Origin of the sequence: Chryseobacterium viscerum, from assembly GCF_002899945.2 — a bacterium.
GTDB lineage: Bacteria > Bacteroidota > Bacteroidia > Flavobacteriales > Weeksellaceae > Chryseobacterium > Chryseobacterium viscerum.
In genome coordinates this window covers 320,840-341,408 of the sequence record NZ_PPEG02000003.1, presented here as the reverse complement: position 1 = coordinate 341,408, position 20,569 = coordinate 320,840, and the positions used below count along the sequence as shown (strand labels likewise).

The window sequence follows — 20,569 nt, the reverse complement described above, 5'->3', positions numbered from 1 at the left end:
ATCATGAAAAATACATTTTATATTATATTCGCTCTCTTCACTTTAACGTCTTGTGAAAAAGAAATTGATCTGGATCTAAACGATCAGAGCGGAAACATTGTCATCGAAGGAAATGTGACCAATAAACCGGGACCTTATACCGTAAAAATTACAAAATCAGTTGGTTTTTCAGAACCTAACCAATACCCAGCCGTAACCGGAGCTCAGGTTATTTTGAGTGATGATATGGGACAGACTGAAACTCTTCAGTATGCAGGAAATGGAATGTACCAAACTTCTACTTTCGTGGGAGCGCCAGGCAGAACCTATACCCTGAAGGTACAGGCTGATGGAAAGCAATATACCGCTCAGAGCAAGATGCCGGAAGTTGTTAATTTTGAAGGGTTAGAACAGAGTTCTTTCAAATTTGGTGATAAACCTACTTATACCCTTTTACCGATCTTTACCGATCCTATGCCATTGGGAAACCGCTATCTTTTTAGTTTTACAATCAATGAGCTTCCTAAAAAATACATGAATACTTTTTCGGACAATGTCAATAACGGATTGCCTAACCAGCAGCCTCTTATTCTTCCGAATGATGACAATAAAGGCAGAGATCATGAAGTGGTAGTAGGAGATAAAATACATGTAGAAATGCAAAGCATAGATAACAATATATTTACTTATTACAGTGCTTTGCTTCAGATTTCCGGAGGTAATGGCGGAAGTGCCACACCAGCCAACCCACCCAGTAATATCAACAATGGAGCTTTGGGATATTTCTCAGCCCATACAACGGATACGGAGACTTTTGTCATTCAACAGTTAACCACTCCATAGAATAAGATAAAATCCCGATTTGAATCGGGATTTTTTATTTTCCATACCATATTCTTGACATTCAATAAAAAAATAAAATTCATTAATTTCTACTGACATCCTGTTGTCACCACTCTACCCTACTTTTGTTTTAAATTTAAACAACATGAAATTAACGTCATTAAGAATTATTACAAAAGACATCAAAGCATCAGTAGAATTTTACGAAAAAGCTATTGGAGCAGCTGCCCGATGGTATACTGAAGATTTTGCAGAGCTTTCCACCGATTCTATTACAATCGCAATTGGAAGTACGCGGACAATGCAAATGTTTTCGGAAGGGATGACCGATTTTACCGGAACAAAATCAATCATTATCGAATTTTTGGTTAACAATGTGGACGAAGAGTACGAAAGAATCAAAGGCATAACTTCGGAAATTATCCAGGAACCTACAACCATGCCTTGGGGAAACAGATCACTTCTGTTCTGTGATCCGGATGGAAATATGATTAACTTCTTTACTCCTGTAAGTGTGGAGGCTGTGAAGAAATTCAGCTAAGTCATTCTATTAATAAAAAAACAAAACTCGCTGTTCATAATCAGCGAGTTTTTTATATCTCAATTTTAATATTCCACTTATTTCCCAAGAAACTCAATCGCTTTCCCTACAAAATTCTCATGGTATTGATAGAAAGAAGCATGTCCTGAATCCGGGAAAATCACCAATTCTGCGTGGTCTAAGTTCTGTGCCATATTTTTAGCATTCTGAACAGATACCGGAAGGTCATTTTCACCATGAACGATCAGCACAGGATTTTTGATCTTTTTTATTTCGGTAAGAGCATCAGCATTCGGCTGAGCCCAGCTCAATACTGCAGTAAACTGTGAGTTTGAAGTATTATCGCTTAACGGAAGATCTCTGTCTACTGTGCGAAGCTGGATTCTTGCAAAGGATGCTTTTCCCTCTGTAATGCTTTGAGCAGATTCTGTAAATCCAAATTTCAGAAATGAAGCCTCAGGACTCAATCCTGCTGTTCCGGCAACAATATTAGGTAAGTTAGACAATCCGATGGCTCCTTGCGGCCCTGTCCCCGTTAAAATCACTTTATTGATGAGTGCCGGATTAGTAAGCACTATTCTCTGCGCAACAAATCCTCCCATAGAAAATCCCATGATATTTACTTTCTCCAAATGTAAAGCTTTGATAAAATCAACCGCATCATCGGCCATAGCCTGAACGGTATTTGGAGTAGTTCCCTTTGACGAAGCAACTCCCTGATTGTCGAAGATGATTACTTTGTATTTTTTTGCCAATCCGTCTGTCACTGCAGGATCCCAATCATCCATCGAACCACCCAATCCCGGCAAAAGGACCAGTGGGGTTCCATCTTCTTTTCCTAAAACGCGGTATGCAATGGCATTTCCTTTAACGCTTACGAATTGGGTTTTGGCAGTTTGGTGGTTCCAATTTTGTATCTCCTGTACCGTGGGAGGCTCATTTTCTTCAGTACAGGACATTGTCGCTGCTGTAAAAAGAGTTAAGCATAATAAGCTTACGGCTGAGATTTTTCTGATTGCTTTCATTGTCGTTTATTTTTGTAATTATGCTGCAAACATAAAACACAAAAACAGGCAGAACATCGAAAAACCTATTGAACAGGACATTTATGGGGTTTATCCAGACAATTCAAAATCCGAAAATTTAATGGCAATTAATTATTCTTCCTGAATAGAATGAATAATAATCATCTAATTTTTTTTATTTAAAACAGATTTGTGAAAATCTTTTTCTGAGAACCAGACATTCCCACATTCTCCGCATCCCCAAAACTTTTTATTTCCGTCATCAATATAGCTTACAATACCATCAGTACAAACCGGGCAATCAGCACCATCCGATTGAACGTTCTTTTTATCTCCATCTTTCTGAGCTTCCATTGATAATAGATCGGCGGGGTTTATGGGGATGTGTTTATAACATTTGGGACAATCGGTCATGATAAGACGTTGGCCTCTTTGTATGGCTCCTCCAATAAACAGTTCCTGATCAGGGTCTGCTTTAAAAATTTCATGACAGCTGGGGCATCTTATTTCCATATTTTTTTAGTTTTCTTTCATCATCCTCTCTATCCTATTCTTATCAAGATAAAATTCATCTGGATAGAAATGCCATTTTTACTGATGGCAGCGCTCTTTGAAACAAAATTCAGCGTTAAAAAGAGTTGTGAATTAAAGAAGCATAAAGTTAAAAATTAAACATAAAAAAACAAGGAAAGAACATTATATCAATTGCTTTTTAAAGCGTCAAGAGCTTTCATTGCGTTTTCAGCATCTTCTTTGGCAACAAAAATATGATCATGAAAATAAGCTGCCACTACATTACAGCTGATACTTTCCTGTTTCAGGGCATTTGCAAACGCTGCCGTAAGCCCTACTGCTTCCAGAGAGGAATGGATATTCAGGGTGATCCATGAAGAAACATAACTGTAATTCATCCCCCACTCCTCTGCTATAGATCTTTCTAAAACAATGGTAACGGCTTCGGCTTCCCGAAAGAAAAACAGAATCTTTTCTATATCCTTTATCTCACCTAAATTTTCAACCGTACAAAACACATATTCACCAGTATTCAATACGGGTTCCATGTTCTGAAGCAGAACTGCTAAATCCTTTTCTCCTGACATCTTTTTTTTGATACAAAACTAAGAGATAGATCACAGCATCCGTTTATCATTTGATAAAAAAGACCCAATAGTTCTCTATCTATTGTTGCCAAAAAACTGAATTTATCGGCTGTTTCTTTATTTCAAAAAGGAAAGAATCACATATGATAATTTGTTTGTAAATTAGGCTCCAAACTAATCCCTCACTTATTCATGAAAACTATACCAGATGCGGATTCATCTGAAAAAAACCGGAATCCGTTCGTTAACTGTCATACCCATACTTTTACCGGAGACCATATTCCGCAATTTCTTGGTAAAAAACTTCTGCCGCCAGGTCTTGAACGTATTCTCACGATAAGACTTATCATCAACTTTTTCAGATGGTATTACAGGGTTCCTACAAAATGGCAATATAAGCGTCCCTACAAAGCTTGGCAGGCCTTTCATTTTCGCGTTAAATGGTTTCTTCAGAAAGTTCCTTTTATTACCATTCCGATTGCAGTGATACTTACTGTAGATACATTGCTGATTCTCTTCTTCGGCTACCTGGAAGGAAAATATCACCATGAAGTCTGGTTCGGATATTTGGAATGGCTGAATCGCTTTATGCAAAATATTTATCTACTTCCTGCTCCACAATACACAATATTGAGAGCTCTGATTGTATTGGTATTATTTTTACTGATCAAGTCCGGAAGAACATTGATCATCTTTATTGCCAAAAGTCTCTTTCAAATCCTACGCATCCTTCCTGGCCCTGAAACGAAGGCGTACCTTAAGCGGTACATCAGTATAGGCCGTTTTGCATTTCACAAAAGTCAAATGACGATATTCAGAATGTTAGAAAAGCAATATCCTGCAGATTCACGTTTTGTAGTTCTTCCTATGGATATGGATTATATGGATGCCGGCATTTCCCAATCCAGCTACCGGGAACAACTTGAAGAGCTTAAAAAACTCAGACGGACCAAACCTAAGACCTGTCTTCCTTTTGTATTTGCTGATCCCAGAAGGATAAAGGATGATTCTACTTATTTTGATGAAATAAAAAACTGTATTGTACATGAAAATTTCAGAGGAATCAAAACCTATCCTGCTCTTGGATATTACCCTTTTGATAAAGATATGCTGCCCTTAATGTTATGGGCTTGTGAAAATCAGGTACCCGTTCTGAATCACTGTATCAGAGGAACTATTTATTATCGGGGTAATAAAAAGAAAGAATGGAACAGCCACCCTGTATTTATGCAGTCCACTGGAGAAAAAGGGAAAAATGAACCGCTGGCCCTGTATGAACTTACTAACAGTGATTTTTCGACCAATTTTACACATCCTCTCAATTACCTTTGTCTGTTGAATAAAGAGTATTTGAAAAGGCTTCTGGAATATTATAATGATGATTCTTTATATGCTCTCTTCGGCTATACAGGGAAAGATCAACCGCTTGCTAAGAACCTGCATGAGCTTAAAATCTGTTTTGGACATTTCGGAGGGGAAGATGAATGGACAAAATATATGGAGCGAGACAGGTATCTCTCTGAAAACGGATTCACCAATCCAGTGGGTAAAGGCATCAATTTCATTCCTACTGCCCTGGAAAATTCATGGCGTCATAACTCATGGTTTGCGATTATTTACAGTCTGATGTTACAGCATCCCAATGTATATGCCGACATCAGCTACATCCTTCATGATGAAAATATATTTCCTCTTTTAAAATCGCTTTTAAAAAAAGACAGCCGAATCAGTGACCGTATTCTGTATGGAAGTGATTTTTACGTGGTACGGAGCCAGAAAAGTGATAAACAGATGTGGGCAGACACTTCAGGAAGATTAACGGAGAATGAGCTAGAGCTGATTACCCGGGATAATCCAAGAGAATTTTTGTATAATCATATTCATCAATATGTTAAGTAACTAAAAACATTGTATTCCAAAAACAAAAAAAGAGGCTATTCGCCTCCTTTTTTGTTTGTACTCGTAACCTATCAACCGAACCTCACTATATGTATTTGTGTTTTTCATTTGGCTTTTTAAGAATCCAGTCTAAGATTACTTATACACTTCTTTTTTCATCAGTGTTTATTAATTTCATCATTTGTGTCTTTCATAATTATCCTTTAATCGAATAATTATAATCATTTGTTGTTTTTGTGTATGAAATTTTAAATTAAAAAAGCATTTCTCATTTACTTTTTTCGTTACTTAAATTTCACAGTACAAAGGAACAACATTACAAAATAAAATCATCTATAAACCCCATCGATACAAATCGATCACCCTATAGATATTTATCGATGAAATAAAAAAAACTGACGGCAAGAAGTGGAGAATCCTTTATAAACACTAGAGTTTATGGTGAGTTTTGACAAGGTCGACAAGCTCAATTATATTTTCAATCTTTAGTTTTTCAAAGATATTTTTTTTGATTGTGCTTACGGTATTTTGTTTGATGTCCAGACTATTCGAAATTTCCAGGTTACCATATCCTTCAGCATAAAGTTCTGCAATCTGCAGTTCCCGCTTGGTTAAGCTGTTGAGAGGACTTATAAGATCCGGATTGTAAACAAGTTGTATCGATAGATTCCGCAGAAGTTCAGAGAAATATTCTCCTTTCTCTATAAAAGTTGTAATTGCTTCTCTTACCTCATCTTCTTCGCTCAGCTTGCTGAGATAGCCATTAGCACCTGCTTTGATAAATTTTAGGCCATGCAGATCCTCTTCAAGTCCTGTAAAAATCAAAATCTTAATATCAGGATTTACATTTCTCATCTGAGGTAAGATATGCAGGCTGTTTCCGTCCGGAAAATGAGCATCAATGATTGCTATTTCAATGCTTTTTGATTCGATCTGCTCCAATACCTGATGTAAGGACGAAGCCTGATAAACTTTAGCTTGAGGAGCAATATCACTGATCACAATTTCCATTCCCTGACGTACAATACTGTGATCGTCTGCCAGCAGAAATATAATCTCTTTATTTTGAATTGGCATTTCCATTATTATTACGATTTAAATTGATCCTGAATGTCACTTTCGTTCCTTTGTGCAGTTTACTTTCAACTGATATATCACCATCGAAAAGTTCTACAATTTCTTTTACCAGATTAAGACCCAATCCGGCTCCCAGATTATCTACTTCATCAGACACCATCCCCTGATAATAAGGATCAAAAATTTTACCAAGATCAGATTCTGATATCCCTATCCCAGTGTCTCCAACTGTTGTGATCAGGGAAATTTGATTTTCTCCAAGGGGTTCTGTGATCATTACGAGATCTATCTGCCCGTTTTCTGTAAATTTATTGGCATTCCCAAGAATATTCATAAAAATCTGATTGATTCTGATATTATCCGAAAATACCTCCAAATCTTCAGGAATTCTGTCTGTCACCACAAATCTGTTGTTTCTGGTTTCCAAATAAGGAGTAATAACCTTTACAATAGAACCAATCTCTTCTTTAAGATTGAAAACAGATTTGATAAGTTCTTTCTCGGCATTTTCATTTTTTGTGTATTCCAGAATCTGGTTAGATTGCAGAAGCAGAGTGCTGTTGGTAAACTTAATAGATTTAAGATAATCCTTTATGGTTTCATCCTCTGTCGTTCTGTAGATTTTATCTATAAAAATATTGATGATTTTTAACGGGGATCTCAAATCATGGCTCAGCATTCCCAAAATTCTATTTTTAAAATTAAGGTTCTTTTTAATTTCATCATTTGCAGCATTCAGCTTTCGCTCGTAGATAAATGCTACTCTTGTAAAGTACATGATCAGAATAGATACAATAAACATCAGAATCATCAATCCTAATACCAGATAAGTCCTGATATGGTTATTATTGGAACTTTGTTCGTTGTATTCTTTTTCCAGTTCTGATTTAAAATCCTTGATGGCATTTTCGTAAACTTCTATCAGCCCGTTACTGTAAACCAATAACTTACTGAAGTTACTATAAAACTGTAAATTACTCTTCTGCTTTTGAGCAGCAAGCAACTGCACCCTTTTTACTTCGGCAGCATAATGCTTATCCATAGACTTTATCGTATTGTCCATTTTGGATTTTACCTGAGAAAGATCTATGGTTTTGTTGTTGGTCATTGTGATCACCGTACTCTCCTTCTGAACATCTACTTTCCCTGCTACAGCATCTTTTATACGTCCGAAAAAGCCTTTCTTCTTAACAGTATCGGCATACGTACGTGTCTGAATTTTGAGATCTTCAAAATCATTTTTGTACTTGGCTGGTTCATATTGCTTATCCTCAATCTTTGACGGCGGATTCAGGGAGTTTTGATATACCGAATCTATTAATGTTTTCAGCTTTGCAGTCTTCAGTGTATCCTGTCTGTGAAGGGTCAGCGTTTTTTTCAGTCTGGGGCTTGTATTTTCATATTCCCCAATTTTGTCGAAATTCATTTTAAGTTTTCTCAAGGACTGAAAATATAACTGCAGTTCATTATTATCCTGAGTAGCCATATATTTCTGAAGATGATCCTGGGCATCCATAAAATCTTTCCTGGAATTATCGGTCAATCCCCCCAGTGCACGGCTTTCCTCCAGCTGATCTTTGATAAACTTCAGCTTCTTCCCATTAACAAATTCATTATAAAAAAATATAGCAATAATGACCTGTATCAACAAAATACAAAGGATCAGTGAGTAATGAACAACTTTTCTCAATTTAAAATTTAAGAATTTATATTTCATATTTGTTTATCAGTTAAATTAATTTTCCTGACTACTTAAGTTCATTTAACATTAGTTTTCAACAATATACTATTATTTTTACAAATTTCATAATAGTTATAGAGCATCTAATTAGCAAAGTTAAAGTAATTTTTGTCTTGTTGTAATAATGGATACTTGATAAAATAAAGAGAAATTAATTTTATTTACTATTAAAATGCTTTGTAAACATTAAGTTTTATTCGCGTAAACTCATTTTCTTATATCAATTGCAAAAGTTGAAGCCTTGTAAAATATTCTGCATCTGTTCATTTTATTGTATACATCAAATAATAGTTGGTCCAATGATGTATGAAAAAGAACAAAATACCGCTCCTATATCCACCATTTAAAAGATCAAAATCCCCCGGCTAAACAAGCTTTTCCTGCCATTCAGTATTTCTACTCAATGCAATAATTGGTTATTTACACTCTAAGAACATATACCCCCTTCTTTGTTACTTTGAAATGCTTATTAATAGTGATTATATTCAATGGGAAACCATCATATTCACATGTACCGGCAGGTCATTATCTCCACATAATCTATCGTACGGAAAGATTATACAGATAGTTGAAGATCAGTAATGATGGTACATTCTTACCTATTACTGTTTTACTTTTTCTGTATCTGTTCAGTACGATTATAAAAATAAAAACAAATAACCTATGATTACAGAAAACTACGACGTAATCGTCATTGGCGGAGGAGCAATAGGTCTGGCAACAGCGTACCATCTTGGCCAGCGCCAAGCCAGAACTTTAGTATTGGAACAATACACTTTTGTGAATCAGCTGGGAAGTTCAGCAGGAGTTTCACGCCAGTTCCGGATTCCCTATCCGGATGAATATATGGTACAAATGGCTTTGGATGCACAACCCTATTGGGATGAGCTGCAAAAAAAGACCGATGTTCAATTGCTTGATAAAGTAGGTACACTTTGGTTTGGAGATCCCGAAGTGCATTCCACCGAAGGAAATATTGCTGAAGCAGAAAAAGCTTTAGAAGCCTTGGGAGTTCCTTATACCACCCTAACTTCAAAGGAAATCGAAGAACAATATCATTTCAAAAATCTTCCGGATAATTATACAGGACTGTTTCAGCCAGACGGTGCCAGTATCAACTTTAAAGCAACTATTGAAACGCTTCTAAGTCTTTGCCAGAAGGAAGAAACCGTTGAGCTTAGAGAAGATTCTCCTGTCCTTAAGATCAAACAAAACGGTGACCTTTTTGAACTCACAACTCCCAATGGAATTTATATCGCCAAAAAACTGGCAATTATTCCCGGACCTTATATCAACAGTGTTATCAACTTATTGGATTTTAAAATAGAAGCCACCTACTGGAATATGTCTTCTGCTTATTTTAAAAAGACCGATCCTACCATACAGTATCCCACCTGGTTTGTTTTCCAGAATGCAACCGGAGATAATGGAAACCAGTTTTATGGTTTCCCTTCAGTCGACTGGGATCATCCGGAATACATCCGTGTCGCACCGGATTTTGTCATCAAACCTTTGGAAGAGCCCAGTGACAGAACCCTGATTCCCAACCCTCATGAGCTGGCTTATACTTCCGAATGGGTACAAAGCCATATGACTGGGTTGAGCACGGAACCCGAATATACCTCAACATGCCTTATCGCTTTGAGCACGATCCCGAATAAGGAATTACTGATTGATTTTGCGCCCCCTTACGTACCCAATCATAAAAATATCGTTGTGTACGCCACAGGGTGGGCAGCCAAATTCACGCCTTTCTTAGGTAAAATCATGTCGGATCTGGCTTTAGATGGACATACTGATTTTGACATTACCCCTTTCCGATTAGGATATAAATATTTCTTAGCACTTTAAAAATTATACAACCATGAATCAAGAAAACGTAAACAAAGATACCCCGCTGTATCCGGGAATGCAGCCCGATCTGAAAGTAGAAGTAGCCATTATCGGTGCCGGAACTTCCGGATTATACACCGCTTTCCGTTTGGTAACCGATCATAAATATAAAGCTCATGAAGTACAGGTCTTCGACATGAGTGACAGATTAGGCGGAAGACTGGAATCCGTGATTATGCCGGGAATGAACTTCTGGGGAGAGCTCGGAGGAATGCGTTATCTGACGTCTCAGGAAATTGTAACGACTTTAATAGAAGGGTATCCATTAAAAGAAAAAGATCTGAGTAAAAGAACACCTGTATTAAAGGATAAGATGACTCCTGTTGAATTCCCTATGGGTGAACCGGACAAACTCTATATGTACATCAGAAAAGAACGTTTTAAACAAAATGCATGGACAGAAGAGCAAAAACAGGACAACAAGCTGATTACCCGCTATTTTCTGAATGAAAACGATGAGGGATTCAGTTCTGATCAGTTATTTAATAAAATTATTTATAATGTATTAATGTCCGATCCGTGGGTAGCAGCAACCTATAAAGACAAGATTCTCTCGGGACCCAGCATTTATGATTTTACATTCAAACTCGACAGCAGAGATTGGGATGCTATAAAACCAAGAATGATTTACAATTTCCCCGGTTCTCCTTATGACAAGCGTCTGGTCAACGATATCGGTTTCTGGAACCTGATCAAAGACCAGGTTTCTCAGGAAGGATATGAATTCCTGGCTAATGCAGGAGGATACTATTCTAATACCATTAACTGGAATTCTGCAGAGGCATTTCCTTATATGGTAGGAGATTTTTCTGCTGACACGACCTACAAAACCATTGAGGAAGGTTATGACAGTATTGCTTATGCAGTTGCCAATACTTATATGGAATATGATGGAGCGCGCATCTGGTCTGAGAATAAACTGATTACTTTCACTAAAGATCATCATTTAATCGCGACTCATAAATACGAGCTTACTTTCCTGAATATACAAAGCAACACGACATGGAAAGTATATGCCAATTCAATAGTATTGGGCATGCCTAGAAAGTCCCTTGAACTTCTGGATCAGAATAATTTCTTTTTTGATGCTAATAAACATACTGAACTCAACAAAAATATCCGCTCTATTATCATGGAACCTGCCTTTAAAATCCTAATGGGATTTGAACGTCCATGGTGGAAAGAACTCGATATTGATTCCGGACACTCTATTACAGACCTGCCTATGAGACAGTGTTATTATTTCGGTACCGATCCTGAGACCAAAAACTCAATGCTCTTGGGAAGTTATGGTGATATGGAAACCGAAACATTCTGGAAAGCACTTTCTGATGACAAAGTTCTGTTTAAAGTAAGAGCAGCCAAATCAGCATCACTGGAGGAATTACACAAACTGGATGATGTTCAGGCGACTCAATTCATGGTAAGTGAATTGATGAACCAACTTAGGGAACTTCATGGTGATAAAGTAGACATTCCCGAACCTTATGTCACCTATTTCAGAGACTGGACAGATGATCCTTATGGTGCAGGATATCATGCATGGAAAGCTGGTTTTTCTGTGAAACATGTTATGCCTTATATGAGAAAACCACTAGTGAATGAGCATATCCATATTATCGGTGAAGCCTATTCTGACCAACAAGGCTGGGTAGAAGGAGCTTTCTGTGAAGCTGAAAAAATGCTTCAGGATCATTTTAAATTAGACTGGCCATACTGGTTAGATTCTGAATATTACTTAGGGTGGTAAACCATTTCTAGAATAATAATAATAAAGCTCCGGAATAATCTGGAGCTTTATTGTTTTTATTTCACAGCAAATCACTGCTCAGAAAGCTTCTCTGATATCTTTCTCGATAGTTTCTCAATATATTTAATCATTTTTTAACTCAAGGTATTCATTGTTTATTAATTAATTTATTACATTTGCATAACTAGTTATATAATCAATTATACTTATGGATCTTTTTGAAAAAACGGGGAAAATTGCACTGGGCAGCAGATTGCGGTTTATGGCTTCAAATATGACAGAAGAAGCCGCAAAGATTTATGAACTGTATGAGGTTGATTTTTCACCCAAATGGTTCCCGGTCTTCTTTGTACTCTCCGAAGAAGGTTCAAAAACCATTACCGAGATTGCAGAAGAAATAGGACATTCTCAACCTTCAGTGACCAAAATCATCAAAGAAATGACCTCTGCAGGACTGGTAAAGGATAATCAGAAATCAGATGATAAGAGGAGAAATATTGCAGGACTTACGGAAAAAGGGAAAGAATTTTCTACCAAAATAAAAATACAGTGCACAGATATTGATCATGCCATAGATGAGATGATCAGCGAAGCTACATACAACCTTTGGGAGGCACTTGCAGAATGGGAGCATCTGTTTGAACAAAAATCTTTGCTTTCAAGAGTAAGAGAACAGAAAAAATCCCGCGAAAGTAAAAATGTAAAGATCGTTGATTATGAACCAAAATATCAATCAGCGTTTAAAGCACTCAATGAAGAGTGGATCTCTACCTATTTTAAAATGGAAGAGGCAGACTACAAAGCATTGGATAATCCTGATGAATATATTCTAAATAAAGGAGGAAAGATACTTGTGGCTTTATACGATGGCGAACCGCTGGGTGTCTGTGCTCTTATAAAAATGAATGATCCTATTTATGATTTTGAGCTGGCAAAAATGGCTGTTTCTCCAAAAGCACAGGGAAAAAATATAGGCTGGCTGCTTGGACAGGCAATCATCAGCAAAGCAAAAGAATCCGGAGCATCAAAAATATACCTTGAAAGCAATACCATATTGAAGCCTGCCATTAATCTGTATTACAAACTGGGCTTCCAAAAAGTAACCGGACGTTCAACCCCTTATGAACGCTGTAATATTCAAATGGAATTAAATGTAAAAAAATAAAATATGTACGATAAAAAAGTAGCCGTTGTCATTAAAGATGACCTGTTACCATGGCAAAAACTTAACGTTGTTTCTTTTTTAGCCGGAAGCATTGCCATTCAGTTTCCGGAAACCCATGGTGAAAAATTCGTAACAGCAGACCAGGAAGAATTTTTACCTTTTATAAAGCATCCTACCCTTGTCTATAAAGCTGAGAGTACAGAAAAACTTCAAAGAGCATTCCGTCGTTCAAAAGATCGGGAGCTGGCAATCGGGATCTATACCCAACAGCTCTTTGACACGCGATCCGGTGAAGAAAATGTTCTTGAAATAGCAAAACATACCGCAGATCATCTGGATCTGGTAGGTATGATTGTGTATGGTGAAAATAAAAAAGTAGATAAAGCTTTAGACGGATTAAAATATCACGAATAAAGCGAATCCGAATTCTTTGAAGGCTTACCCCACAATACAAATGATTTTTCCAGACTATTCTATAAATGCACAAATTTTCATTGTGCATTTGTTGTTAAAAAACAAACATTTATATTGATTCAAAAATCTTTTGTAAGGAATACATTATATACGATTTCCATATCACTACCATTAGTATTTTCTATTTCTCAAGAGGAATCTTAAGATGATATTTACCTAACTTTTCAGTTTGAAACAAATTAAAGAATATAGAATATTTCAGGCCGTTTCATTACATCAGCTGAAGTATTCGAAAGCAAACAGCAAAATAGCTTTATCATCTTATGACAGATAAAAATTTTAATCCTCAGAAAGGCTTTATATTCAGCAAACATGTGCCGGAGGAATTATCTCATTTCGACAGGGTCTTTGATGTTTTCAAAGATTTGCTTACCCACACCTCCGGAGATATTGAGGAAGCTTTTGAGTGGCTCGATATGCTTGACAAGGAATATGACATTTTCAATGATGAATATACCCTTCAGGATTTTGAAGAAGATTTGAAAAAAAGAGGCTATATCAGAGAAGAAGATCCGGAAGAAGGAAATACGGGAAGCGGAAAAGGTAAAAATATATTGACTCCAAAGCTGGAGGCTGCCCTGCGCGAGTATGCCTTAGACCAGATTTTTGGAAAACTTAAGAAAAACGGAGCTGGAAACCACCGTACCTCAAAAACAGGAATTGGAGATGAACGGGATGGAGAAAACCGGTCCTTCCAGTATGGAGATGATTTAGCAGCTGTTAATATGACTGAAAGTTTAAAAAACGCTCAGATCAATAACGGAATTTCAGACCTTCGCCTTACAGAAGACGACCTCATCGTAGAAGAGACAAAACATAAGGCACAGATGAGTACGGTTTTGATGATTGACATCAGCCATTCCATGATTTTATATGGTGAAGACCGCATTACCCCAGCCAAGAAAGTTGCGATGGCCCTTGTAGAACTGATTAAAAGGAAATACCCAAAAGACTCTATTGATATCATCGTTTTCGGAAACGAAGCATGGCCCATCAAAATCAAGGATCTTCCTTATCTGAAAGTCGGACCTTATCATACCAATACCGTTGCAGGTCTGGAACTGGCCATGGATATTCTTCGCAGAAAAAGAAACACCAATAAGCAGATTTTTATGATTACCGATGGTAAACCGAGTTGTATTCAGCTGCCTAGCGGAGAGTTTTATATGAACAGTTTCGGGTTGGATGAAAAAATTGTTACTCAATGTCTCAACAGAGCTGCACAAGCCAGAAAATTGAAAATCCCTATCACAACCTTTATGATTGCTCAGGATCCTTATCTCCGTCAATTTGTAGAGGAATTTACCGCTCAAAACAAAGGAAAAGCCTTCCTGACCGGGCTATCAGGTTTAGGACAAATGATTTTTGAGGATTATGAAAAAAACAGAATAAGAAGAATATAGAGGTCAGATTTCAGACTTGCTATCCAAATATTTAAAATAAAATCTTACCAGATAATTAGTATTACAAGAAAATGAAAAACGATATTACATTCAAAGAATTAAAAGATTCCGGATATACAGACAAAACAATCAATGAGGAAATCCAGGCGAACTTAATTGCAAGGATCAGAGCGAAAGAACCTGTTTTTGAAGGACTTTGGGGCTATGAAGACACCGTTGTTCCTCAATTGAAAAAAGCCATTCTTGCCGGTCACCATATCAATTTATTAGGATTACGAGGACAGGCAAAAACAAGAATTGCAAGAAGTATGGTCAACCTTCTGGATGAATATATGCCTATTGTAAAAGGATCTGAGATCAATGACAGCCCATTCAACCCTATTTCCAAATTTGCAAAAGATCTCATTGCCGAGCTGGGTGATAAAACGCCCATCTCATGGGTTCACCGCTCTCACCGTTTCTATGAAAAACTGGCTACTCCGGATGTCAATGTTGCTGATTTAATTGGTGATATAGATCCCATCAAAGCAGCCACTTTAAAACTGCCTTATTCCGATGAACGTGTTTTACATTATGGAATGATTCCGCGTGCCAACCGTTCTATATTTGTGTTGAATGAATTGCCAGATTTACAGGCCAGGATTCAGGTTTCTTTATTTAATATTTTACAGGAGGGAGATATTCAGATCCGTGGGTTCCAGTTGAGAATGCCTCTTGATATTCAATTTGTATTTACAGCCAATCCGGAGGATTATACCAATAGAGGAAGCATTGTTACCCCTTTGAAAGACAGAATCGGGTCCCAGATTTTCACTCATTATCCAAAAACAATAGCGCTTGCCCGACAAATTACCGAACAGGAAGCTTTAATTTCTGCGGAAGATAAAGCACAGATACAGATTCCTGATTTTGCGAAAGATCTTTTGGAAGAAGTTGCTTTTGCAGCCCGTATTAGTGAATATGTAGATGCTAAAAGCGGTGTAAGTGCCCGTCTTACAATAAGTGCTATGGAAAACTTAGTCGCAGCAGCCAAGTTACGTTTAATTGAATCCGATGCAGAGAAAACGACAGTCCGCTTGCTTGATTTCATGTCGATTATCCCATCCATCACAGGAAAAATTGAACTGGTATACGAAGGGGAACAGGAAGGAGCAGATTATGTAGCCAAAATATTGATTGACAAAGCGGTCATTACTCAATTTGAACGCATATTCCCACGCATCTCCAAACTGGAAAAAGAAGGAATTAAAACACCTTATACCGACCTGATCAGATGGTTCAACAAAAACCATCTGGAACTCAATTACAATGATACGGATGAAGAATTCTATGCTAAACTTGATAAGATAGAACCTCTGGTAACAGTAGTGGAAGAAAATGCATCTGAACTGAGTGCGGAAGATCAGAATTTCTGTAAAGAATTAGTTTTATGGGCATTAACGATCAGCAATAAAATTGACAAGTCTGAAAATCAGAATATCTTCACTTTTGATTCTCCGGGAATCGGCCAATTTTTGCGCAACTAAAATCAATTAAATATTCAACAGATACAAAATAAAAACCTTCAGCTCAGATCTGAAGGTTTTATTTATTTACTGAGAAATGTTACTCAACACTATTTTTAGCTTTACACCATATTGTCATTTTTAAATACAGCAGAACCAAAAGGGTTATCTACCAGCCACAGCCAGTTTCCGTTTTCGTGTCTTTTCATAATGCAGGAAGTATGACCTGTCATTTTTATGGGATGTCCATCCGGAGCATTTCCCGTCATTTCCCACTGATCAAGCCACATCGCAATATCATTGACGACCGTTATATGGGGTGTTCCCCCTTGTATATTCATTTTTAGCCTGCATATCTCATCCATTGCCAATTGTATCTCATTCAGTCCTCTCAGTTCTCTCCCATCCCTGTCAATGTATACCGCTTCCGGATGAAAACAGCTTAAAGCCCCTTTAGCATCCCCATTTTTTATACAGTCGCGAAAATACGCTACTGCACCCTCTTGTATTTGTCTGTTAAAATCCTGCATTTATTTTATATTTCGGGCATTCAATTCCTTTTCTAATGCCTTCTTATTTTTATTCCAACTATTCACCGCAAAAAGGGCAAAAAGTACGGGGATAAAAGTCATAAGTCCCAAACCTTTGACTATGGTACTATAAATAGCAATACCAACTAATACTCCCAGGATTACAGCATTGACAATGTCATTGGATTTGGTCTTTTTTTTCTTCTCCAATAATTCATGATCGGTTAAGTCTGATAATTCTTTTTCCATGGTTTTTTGAAAGTTTTGGGTTGTTATTTTAGTTTTAAAATGGTAATTTATACTGTTTTTTTTAAAAATTATTTCCAGTTTTTTACCTGAAGCTAAAATACAATATTGCTGAGACATTTTTTTATTTCTTTTATTTGTAATTTATTTCATGTTACCTATTTCTGAAAATTTCAAAGCTTATGGAAGACAACCTGAATTGTATTTACAGAGTTATCAATTTCATGGAAAAGAATTATGATCAGCCTGTTTCCGTAAAGGAACTGGAAGATATTTCCCATTATTCTTACCGAAATATCCAGCGTATTTTCAAGTACAGCTGTGGAGAAACAATAGGCGCTTTTCAACAAAGATTAAAGGTAGAAAATGCCTATAAACGGATTCTGTATACCCAGGAAAACCTCACCTCTATTGCCATTGAAGTTGGTTTTTCCAATATCGCTTCTTTTTCCAAAGCTTTTAAACAACATTTTGGGATTTCCCCAAAAGCAGCAAGATTAAGTAAGGAAAAACTTCTGTGTGAAGACGAGATTATTCCGGTAACATCTGACGAGCTGCTGGAGCCGGAGATTGTATATCTTAAGCCGCTGCAGGTATATTATCAGAGTATTAAAACCTATTACAACAATGAAGAGATTGAGGTACTGTGGGAAAAGTTCATGGAAAATAAATTTACTGATACCGGGACAGAATATTTTGGGGTTATCGCCGACGAACCCCTGATCAAAACTGAAATCAACTGCCGGTATGATTCATGCGCAACCCTACAGTCTAACCATAAAAAACTGCCTTCAAAAATGATATTCGGGGGCAAATATGCCCGGTTTACCCATACAGGCAGCTATGAAACGATAGATGATACCTATACCAAAATCTATTCCCGCTGGATTTTTAATTCAGGGCTTGAATTTTCCCATACTCCGATCATAGAAAAGTATGAAAGGCATGCTGATCAGGGAGATGATCAGGAAAAACAGCTGACTTATATTTTATTGCCTTTGAAGTAAGTTGTCAATTTGGGACAACTTTAAAAATTTTCGCCAATCTAATTTTGCATTGTTAAAAAATAAATCAATTATGCAAAAAAAGAAAATCATGTTCCTGTTATTACCAGTTTTTTTAATGGCCTGTTCTCAAACAGAGCCTATAGTACCTCCAGGAACTACAAACCCGGGAACTGCTGTTTACAAAATGCCGGAAGAATCTGCAAAGCACGAAGGCACCTGGCTTCAATGGCCTCACCAGTATCAATATGGGACCACCTACCGCAACAGGCTGGATGCAACCTGGGTAGCAATGACCAAGGAGCTGGCACAAAGTGAAAAGGTTCACATCGTTGCCTATAACGGGATAGAAAAAGACCGTATTGTAGGATTATTAAACAGTGCAGGAGTTCCGCTTACCAATATCAATTTTAAGCTTTATCCCACGGATGATTTCTGGGTAAGAGATAACGGACCTATTTATGTGAAAGATCAAAACGGGCAGCTATTTATTCAGGATTGGGGGTTTAACGGTTGGGGTAATAAAGCAGACTATAGCAAGTGTAATACAATTCCTTCTAAGATTGCCTCAGATACCAACATTCCAAAAATCGATCTCAATTCGGTTATGATCAATGAAGGCGGAAGTGTAGAAATTGATGGAAACGGAGTATTGATGGCGTGTAAAAGTTCCATCTTAAATAGCAACAGAAATCCTGGAATGACTCAGCAGCAGGCAGAAGCAATATTTACCCAAAACTTAGGGGTTACCAAGTTTATCTGGCTGAATGGAAAAGCTGGGCTTGACATTACAGACATGCACATTGATGGTTTTGCAAGATTTGCCAATTCTTCTACCATTATCACGATGAACCCTAATGATTTGGCTTACTGGCAGGTTCCGGATGGCAATATTGACAAATTATATGATGCAACCACAAAAAATGGCTCTGCATATCAGTTTGTAAAAGTTCCTTTGACCAGAAATGATGTGATAACCACTTACGGAAAGAATGTAGGCCGTGCCTCTTATATCAATTATTATATTGCAAATAACCGTGTTTTGGTACCTAACTACAATGATCCCAATGATGCAGTTGCCAACAATATTATCCAGCAGCTTTATCCTGGTAAAACAGTTGTGGGAATAGATTGTCGTAATTTATTTGCCAATGGCGGAATGGTACATTGTGTAACCCAGCAACAGCCTCAATAAAACGATACTCAAATAAAGCTTGCTGATTTTCAGCAGGCTTTATTACTTCAGAATGCCAGTCACCAAAAATAGCGTAAATTTGCTCTGCCCATCTCGTAAAGGATGGTTTTCCAGTGTAAGTATTATGAAAAAAACAGCAGTTTCTTTATTAGCCCTTCTTCTGAATATCGTTTGTCAGGCACAAAATTTTGATGTTATTCCTTTAGGGATCTATGGTGGTGAGCAGGAAGACAATTTATCAGCCTATTTGGTTGGCGCACCGAAAGACAATTCATTTCTTTGTCTTGATGCCGGTACCGTAAATGCCGGGATACGAAAAGCTATTCAATTAAAAAGCCTTGACGGTTCAGCAGAAACGGTTCTTAAGGATCAAATAAAAGGATACTTTGTATCGCATGGTCATTTGGATCATTTATCGGGACTTATTATCAACTCTCCGGCCGATTCTAAAAAAGATATTTTCGCAATACCACCCGTGATTCAGATTTTGCAGAATCATTACTTTATAACAGATACCTGGATTAATTTTGCTGATCAGGGTCAAAAACCTATCCTTGGAAAGTATCATTATAATGAGCTTCAGGAAGGAACAGAAATTCCGGCACCTAAGACCCCATTTTTTATAACAGGCTATGAGCTGAGCCATGTAAATCCTTATAAAAGCAGTGCGGCATTAGTAAGAAGAGATGATCATTATCTGCTTTATCTGGGCGATACAGGCGCTGACCGCATCGAAAAATCTGACCGTCTTGATCACCTTTGGACTACGATAGCACCCCTTGTTAAAAAAAGACAACTCAACACCATATTAATCGAAGTTTCTTTTCCCAACAGCCAGCCGGAACACCTGCTGTTCGGCCACCTTACTCCTACTCTTTTGGTTGAAGAACTGAGTAAACTGAAAGAAAAAACCGGACAAGGCAGCCTTGAAGGTCTCCATATTGTAGTTACCCATAGAAAACCTACAGGTGACAATCCTGAACTTATCAAAAAGGAGTTATTGAAAAACAATCCTTTAAAAGTAAATTATGTTTTCCCTGAACAAGGCAAAAAAATTAGTTTACCCTAATAAAAGATCAAAAGATGAAGCATAATTCTGCTTCATCTTTTTTATATCATGCTTTACCACTTATTTTAAAAACAGATATAAAACATTGATTTTCACGTGTTTAAAATTTATTTATAAAAAATTAATACGT

19 protein-coding genes are annotated in these 20,569 nt (G+C 37.1%); 12 read left to right on the top strand and 7 right to left on the bottom strand.

Annotated elements, in window-relative coordinates; translation table 11 throughout:
- Positions 1–3 precede the first annotated feature (3 nt).
- Positions 4–822 carry a DUF4249 domain-containing protein gene (locus C1634_RS08115; RefSeq protein WP_109738199.1) on the top strand — a complete coding sequence of 273 codons (819 nt, stop codon included), beginning with the start codon at positions 4–6 and terminating at the stop codon, positions 820–822.
- Positions 823–967: 145 nt separating this feature from the next.
- Positions 968–1,363: a VOC family protein gene (locus C1634_RS08110; RefSeq protein ID WP_109738198.1), complete on the top strand. Its 396-nt coding sequence runs from the start codon at positions 968–970 to the stop codon at positions 1,361–1,363.
- Positions 1,364–1,440: 77 nt separating this feature from the next.
- Here C1634_RS08110 and C1634_RS08105 read toward each other — a convergent pair whose 3' ends face one another.
- The 3 genes from C1634_RS08105 to C1634_RS08090 all read right to left on the bottom strand — a co-directional run bounded on the left by C1634_RS08105 (position 1,441) and on the right by C1634_RS08090 (position 3,488).
- Positions 1,441–2,388 carry an alpha/beta fold hydrolase gene (locus tag C1634_RS08105; protein WP_109738197.1) on the bottom strand — a complete coding sequence of 316 codons (948 nt, stop codon included), beginning with the start codon at positions 2,386–2,388 and terminating at the stop codon, positions 1,441–1,443.
- A gap of 165 nt (positions 2,389–2,553) precedes the next feature.
- A complete protein-coding gene (locus C1634_RS25800) occupies positions 2,554–2,901 on the bottom strand; it encodes a hypothetical protein (protein WP_123921419.1) in 348 nt (115 codons plus the stop codon).
- A 188-nt stretch (positions 2,902–3,089) separates the two neighbouring features.
- A complete protein-coding gene (locus tag C1634_RS08090) occupies positions 3,090–3,488 on the bottom strand; it encodes an ACT domain-containing protein (protein WP_103232696.1) in 399 nt (132 codons plus the stop codon).
- Between the two features lie 192 nt (positions 3,489–3,680).
- Between C1634_RS08090 and C1634_RS08085 the strand changes: the two genes are divergently transcribed.
- Positions 3,681–5,387, top strand: coding sequence for an amidohydrolase family protein (locus C1634_RS08085; protein WP_103232695.1), 1,707 nt, complete (start codon positions 3,681–3,683; stop codon positions 5,385–5,387).
- 429 nt (positions 5,388–5,816) lie between these two features.
- Here the strand turns inward: C1634_RS08085 and C1634_RS08080 are convergent, their stop codons facing one another.
- Together C1634_RS08080 and C1634_RS08075 are read right to left on the bottom strand one after the other, a co-directional pair.
- Positions 5,817–6,470, bottom strand: a complete 654-nt coding sequence (locus C1634_RS08080; RefSeq protein WP_185145120.1) for a response regulator — start codon at positions 6,468–6,470, stop codon at positions 5,817–5,819.
- Complete coding sequence (locus C1634_RS08075; protein ID WP_103232694.1) at positions 6,448–8,181, bottom strand: sensor histidine kinase; 1,734 nt, start codon at positions 8,179–8,181, stop codon at positions 6,448–6,450. The genes C1634_RS08080 and C1634_RS08075 overlap by 23 nt, the downstream gene beginning before the upstream one ends.
- A gap of 687 nt (positions 8,182–8,868) precedes the next feature.
- Here C1634_RS08075 and C1634_RS08070 point away from each other — a divergent pair.
- The 6 genes from C1634_RS08070 (at position 8,869) to C1634_RS08045 (ending at position 16,416) form a co-directional block, all read left to right on the top strand.
- Complete coding sequence (locus tag C1634_RS08070; RefSeq protein WP_103232693.1) at positions 8,869–10,056, top strand: FAD-dependent oxidoreductase; 1,188 nt, start codon at positions 8,869–8,871, stop codon at positions 10,054–10,056.
- 13 nt (positions 10,057–10,069) lie between these two features.
- Positions 10,070–11,848 carry a flavin monoamine oxidase family protein gene (locus C1634_RS08065; RefSeq protein ID WP_103232692.1) on the top strand — a complete coding sequence of 593 codons (1,779 nt, stop codon included), beginning with the start codon at positions 10,070–10,072 and terminating at the stop codon, positions 11,846–11,848.
- A 208-nt stretch (positions 11,849–12,056) separates the two neighbouring features.
- Positions 12,057–13,013, top strand: a complete 957-nt coding sequence (locus C1634_RS08060; protein ID WP_109738194.1) for a bifunctional helix-turn-helix transcriptional regulator/GNAT family N-acetyltransferase — start codon at positions 12,057–12,059, stop codon at positions 13,011–13,013.
- A gap of 3 nt (positions 13,014–13,016) precedes the next feature.
- The gene (locus C1634_RS08055) at positions 13,017–13,427 is read left to right on the top strand and encodes a DUF2000 domain-containing protein (protein ID WP_103232691.1); all 411 of its coding nucleotides are present in this window, start codon (positions 13,017–13,019) and stop codon (positions 13,425–13,427) included.
- A gap of 323 nt (positions 13,428–13,750) precedes the next feature.
- The gene (locus C1634_RS08050; protein WP_109738193.1) at positions 13,751–14,890 is read left to right on the top strand and encodes a vWA domain-containing protein; all 1,140 of its coding nucleotides are present in this window, start codon (positions 13,751–13,753) and stop codon (positions 14,888–14,890) included.
- 71 nt (positions 14,891–14,961) lie between these two features.
- On the top strand, positions 14,962–16,416 hold the full coding sequence (locus C1634_RS08045; protein ID WP_103232689.1) for a sigma 54-interacting transcriptional regulator: 1,455 nt from the start codon (positions 14,962–14,964) through the stop codon (positions 16,414–16,416).
- A 101-nt stretch (positions 16,417–16,517) separates the two neighbouring features.
- Here the strand turns inward: C1634_RS08045 and C1634_RS08040 are convergent, their stop codons facing one another.
- Both C1634_RS08040 and C1634_RS08035 read right to left on the bottom strand, forming a co-directional pair.
- The gene (locus tag C1634_RS08040) at positions 16,518–16,925 is read right to left on the bottom strand and encodes a YybH family protein (RefSeq protein WP_103232688.1); all 408 of its coding nucleotides are present in this window, start codon (positions 16,923–16,925) and stop codon (positions 16,518–16,520) included.
- On the bottom strand, positions 16,926–17,174 hold the full coding sequence (locus tag C1634_RS08035; protein WP_123921417.1) for an FUSC family protein: 249 nt from the start codon (positions 17,172–17,174) through the stop codon (positions 16,926–16,928).
- Between the two features lie 179 nt (positions 17,175–17,353).
- Here C1634_RS08035 and C1634_RS08030 point away from each other — a divergent pair, with 179 nt between their 5' ends.
- The 3 genes from C1634_RS08030 to C1634_RS08020 all read left to right on the top strand — a co-directional run bounded on the left by C1634_RS08030 (position 17,354) and on the right by C1634_RS08020 (position 20,439).
- A complete protein-coding gene (locus tag C1634_RS08030; protein ID WP_103232686.1) occupies positions 17,354–18,178 on the top strand; it encodes an AraC family transcriptional regulator in 825 nt (274 codons plus the stop codon).
- A 70-nt stretch (positions 18,179–18,248) separates the two neighbouring features.
- A complete protein-coding gene (locus C1634_RS08025; RefSeq protein WP_103232685.1) occupies positions 18,249–19,370 on the top strand; it encodes an agmatine deiminase family protein in 1,122 nt (373 codons plus the stop codon).
- A gap of 124 nt (positions 19,371–19,494) precedes the next feature.
- A complete protein-coding gene (locus C1634_RS08020; protein WP_109738308.1) occupies positions 19,495–20,439 on the top strand; it encodes an MBL fold metallo-hydrolase in 945 nt (314 codons plus the stop codon).
- Positions 20,440–20,569 lie beyond the last annotated feature (130 nt).

What these genes read in the sequence shown, in the direction of transcription:
- C1634_RS08115 (WP_109738199.1), top strand. Translation starts at nt 4, where the DNA reads ATGAAAAATACATTTTATATTATATTCGCTCTCTTCACTTTAACGTCT.
- C1634_RS08110 (WP_109738198.1), top strand. Translation starts at nt 968, where the DNA reads ATGAAATTAACGTCATTAAGAATTATTACAAAAGACATCAAAGCATCA.
- C1634_RS08105 (WP_109738197.1), bottom strand. Translation starts at nt 2,388, where the DNA reads ATGAAAGCAATCAGAAAAATCTCAGCCGTAAGCTTATTATGCTTAACT.
- C1634_RS25800 (WP_123921419.1), bottom strand. Translation starts at nt 2,901, where the DNA reads ATGGAAATAAGATGCCCCAGCTGTCATGAAATTTTTAAAGCAGACCCT.
- C1634_RS08090 (WP_103232696.1), bottom strand. Translation starts at nt 3,488, where the DNA reads ATGTCAGGAGAAAAGGATTTAGCAGTTCTGCTTCAGAACATGGAACCC.
- C1634_RS08085 (WP_103232695.1), top strand. Translation starts at nt 3,681, where the DNA reads ATGAAAACTATACCAGATGCGGATTCATCTGAAAAAAACCGGAATCCG.
- C1634_RS08080 (WP_185145120.1), bottom strand. Translation starts at nt 6,470, where the DNA reads ATGGAAATGCCAATTCAAAATAAAGAGATTATATTTCTGCTGGCAGAC.
- C1634_RS08075 (WP_103232694.1), bottom strand. Translation starts at nt 8,181, where the DNA reads ATGAAATATAAATTCTTAAATTTTAAATTGAGAAAAGTTGTTCATTAC.
- C1634_RS08070 (WP_103232693.1), top strand. Translation starts at nt 8,869, where the DNA reads ATGATTACAGAAAACTACGACGTAATCGTCATTGGCGGAGGAGCAATA.
- C1634_RS08065 (WP_103232692.1), top strand. Translation starts at nt 10,070, where the DNA reads ATGAATCAAGAAAACGTAAACAAAGATACCCCGCTGTATCCGGGAATG.
- C1634_RS08060 (WP_109738194.1), top strand. Translation starts at nt 12,057, where the DNA reads ATGGATCTTTTTGAAAAAACGGGGAAAATTGCACTGGGCAGCAGATTG.
- C1634_RS08055 (WP_103232691.1), top strand. Translation starts at nt 13,017, where the DNA reads ATGTACGATAAAAAAGTAGCCGTTGTCATTAAAGATGACCTGTTACCA.
- C1634_RS08050 (WP_109738193.1), top strand. Translation starts at nt 13,751, where the DNA reads ATGACAGATAAAAATTTTAATCCTCAGAAAGGCTTTATATTCAGCAAA.
- C1634_RS08045 (WP_103232689.1), top strand. Translation starts at nt 14,962, where the DNA reads ATGAAAAACGATATTACATTCAAAGAATTAAAAGATTCCGGATATACA.
- C1634_RS08040 (WP_103232688.1), bottom strand. Translation starts at nt 16,925, where the DNA reads ATGCAGGATTTTAACAGACAAATACAAGAGGGTGCAGTAGCGTATTTT.
- C1634_RS08035 (WP_123921417.1), bottom strand. Translation starts at nt 17,174, where the DNA reads ATGGAAAAAGAATTATCAGACTTAACCGATCATGAATTATTGGAGAAG.
- C1634_RS08030 (WP_103232686.1), top strand. Translation starts at nt 17,354, where the DNA reads ATGGAAGACAACCTGAATTGTATTTACAGAGTTATCAATTTCATGGAA.
- C1634_RS08025 (WP_103232685.1), top strand. Translation starts at nt 18,249, where the DNA reads ATGCAAAAAAAGAAAATCATGTTCCTGTTATTACCAGTTTTTTTAATG.
- C1634_RS08020 (WP_109738308.1), top strand. Translation starts at nt 19,495, where the DNA reads ATGAAAAAAACAGCAGTTTCTTTATTAGCCCTTCTTCTGAATATCGTT.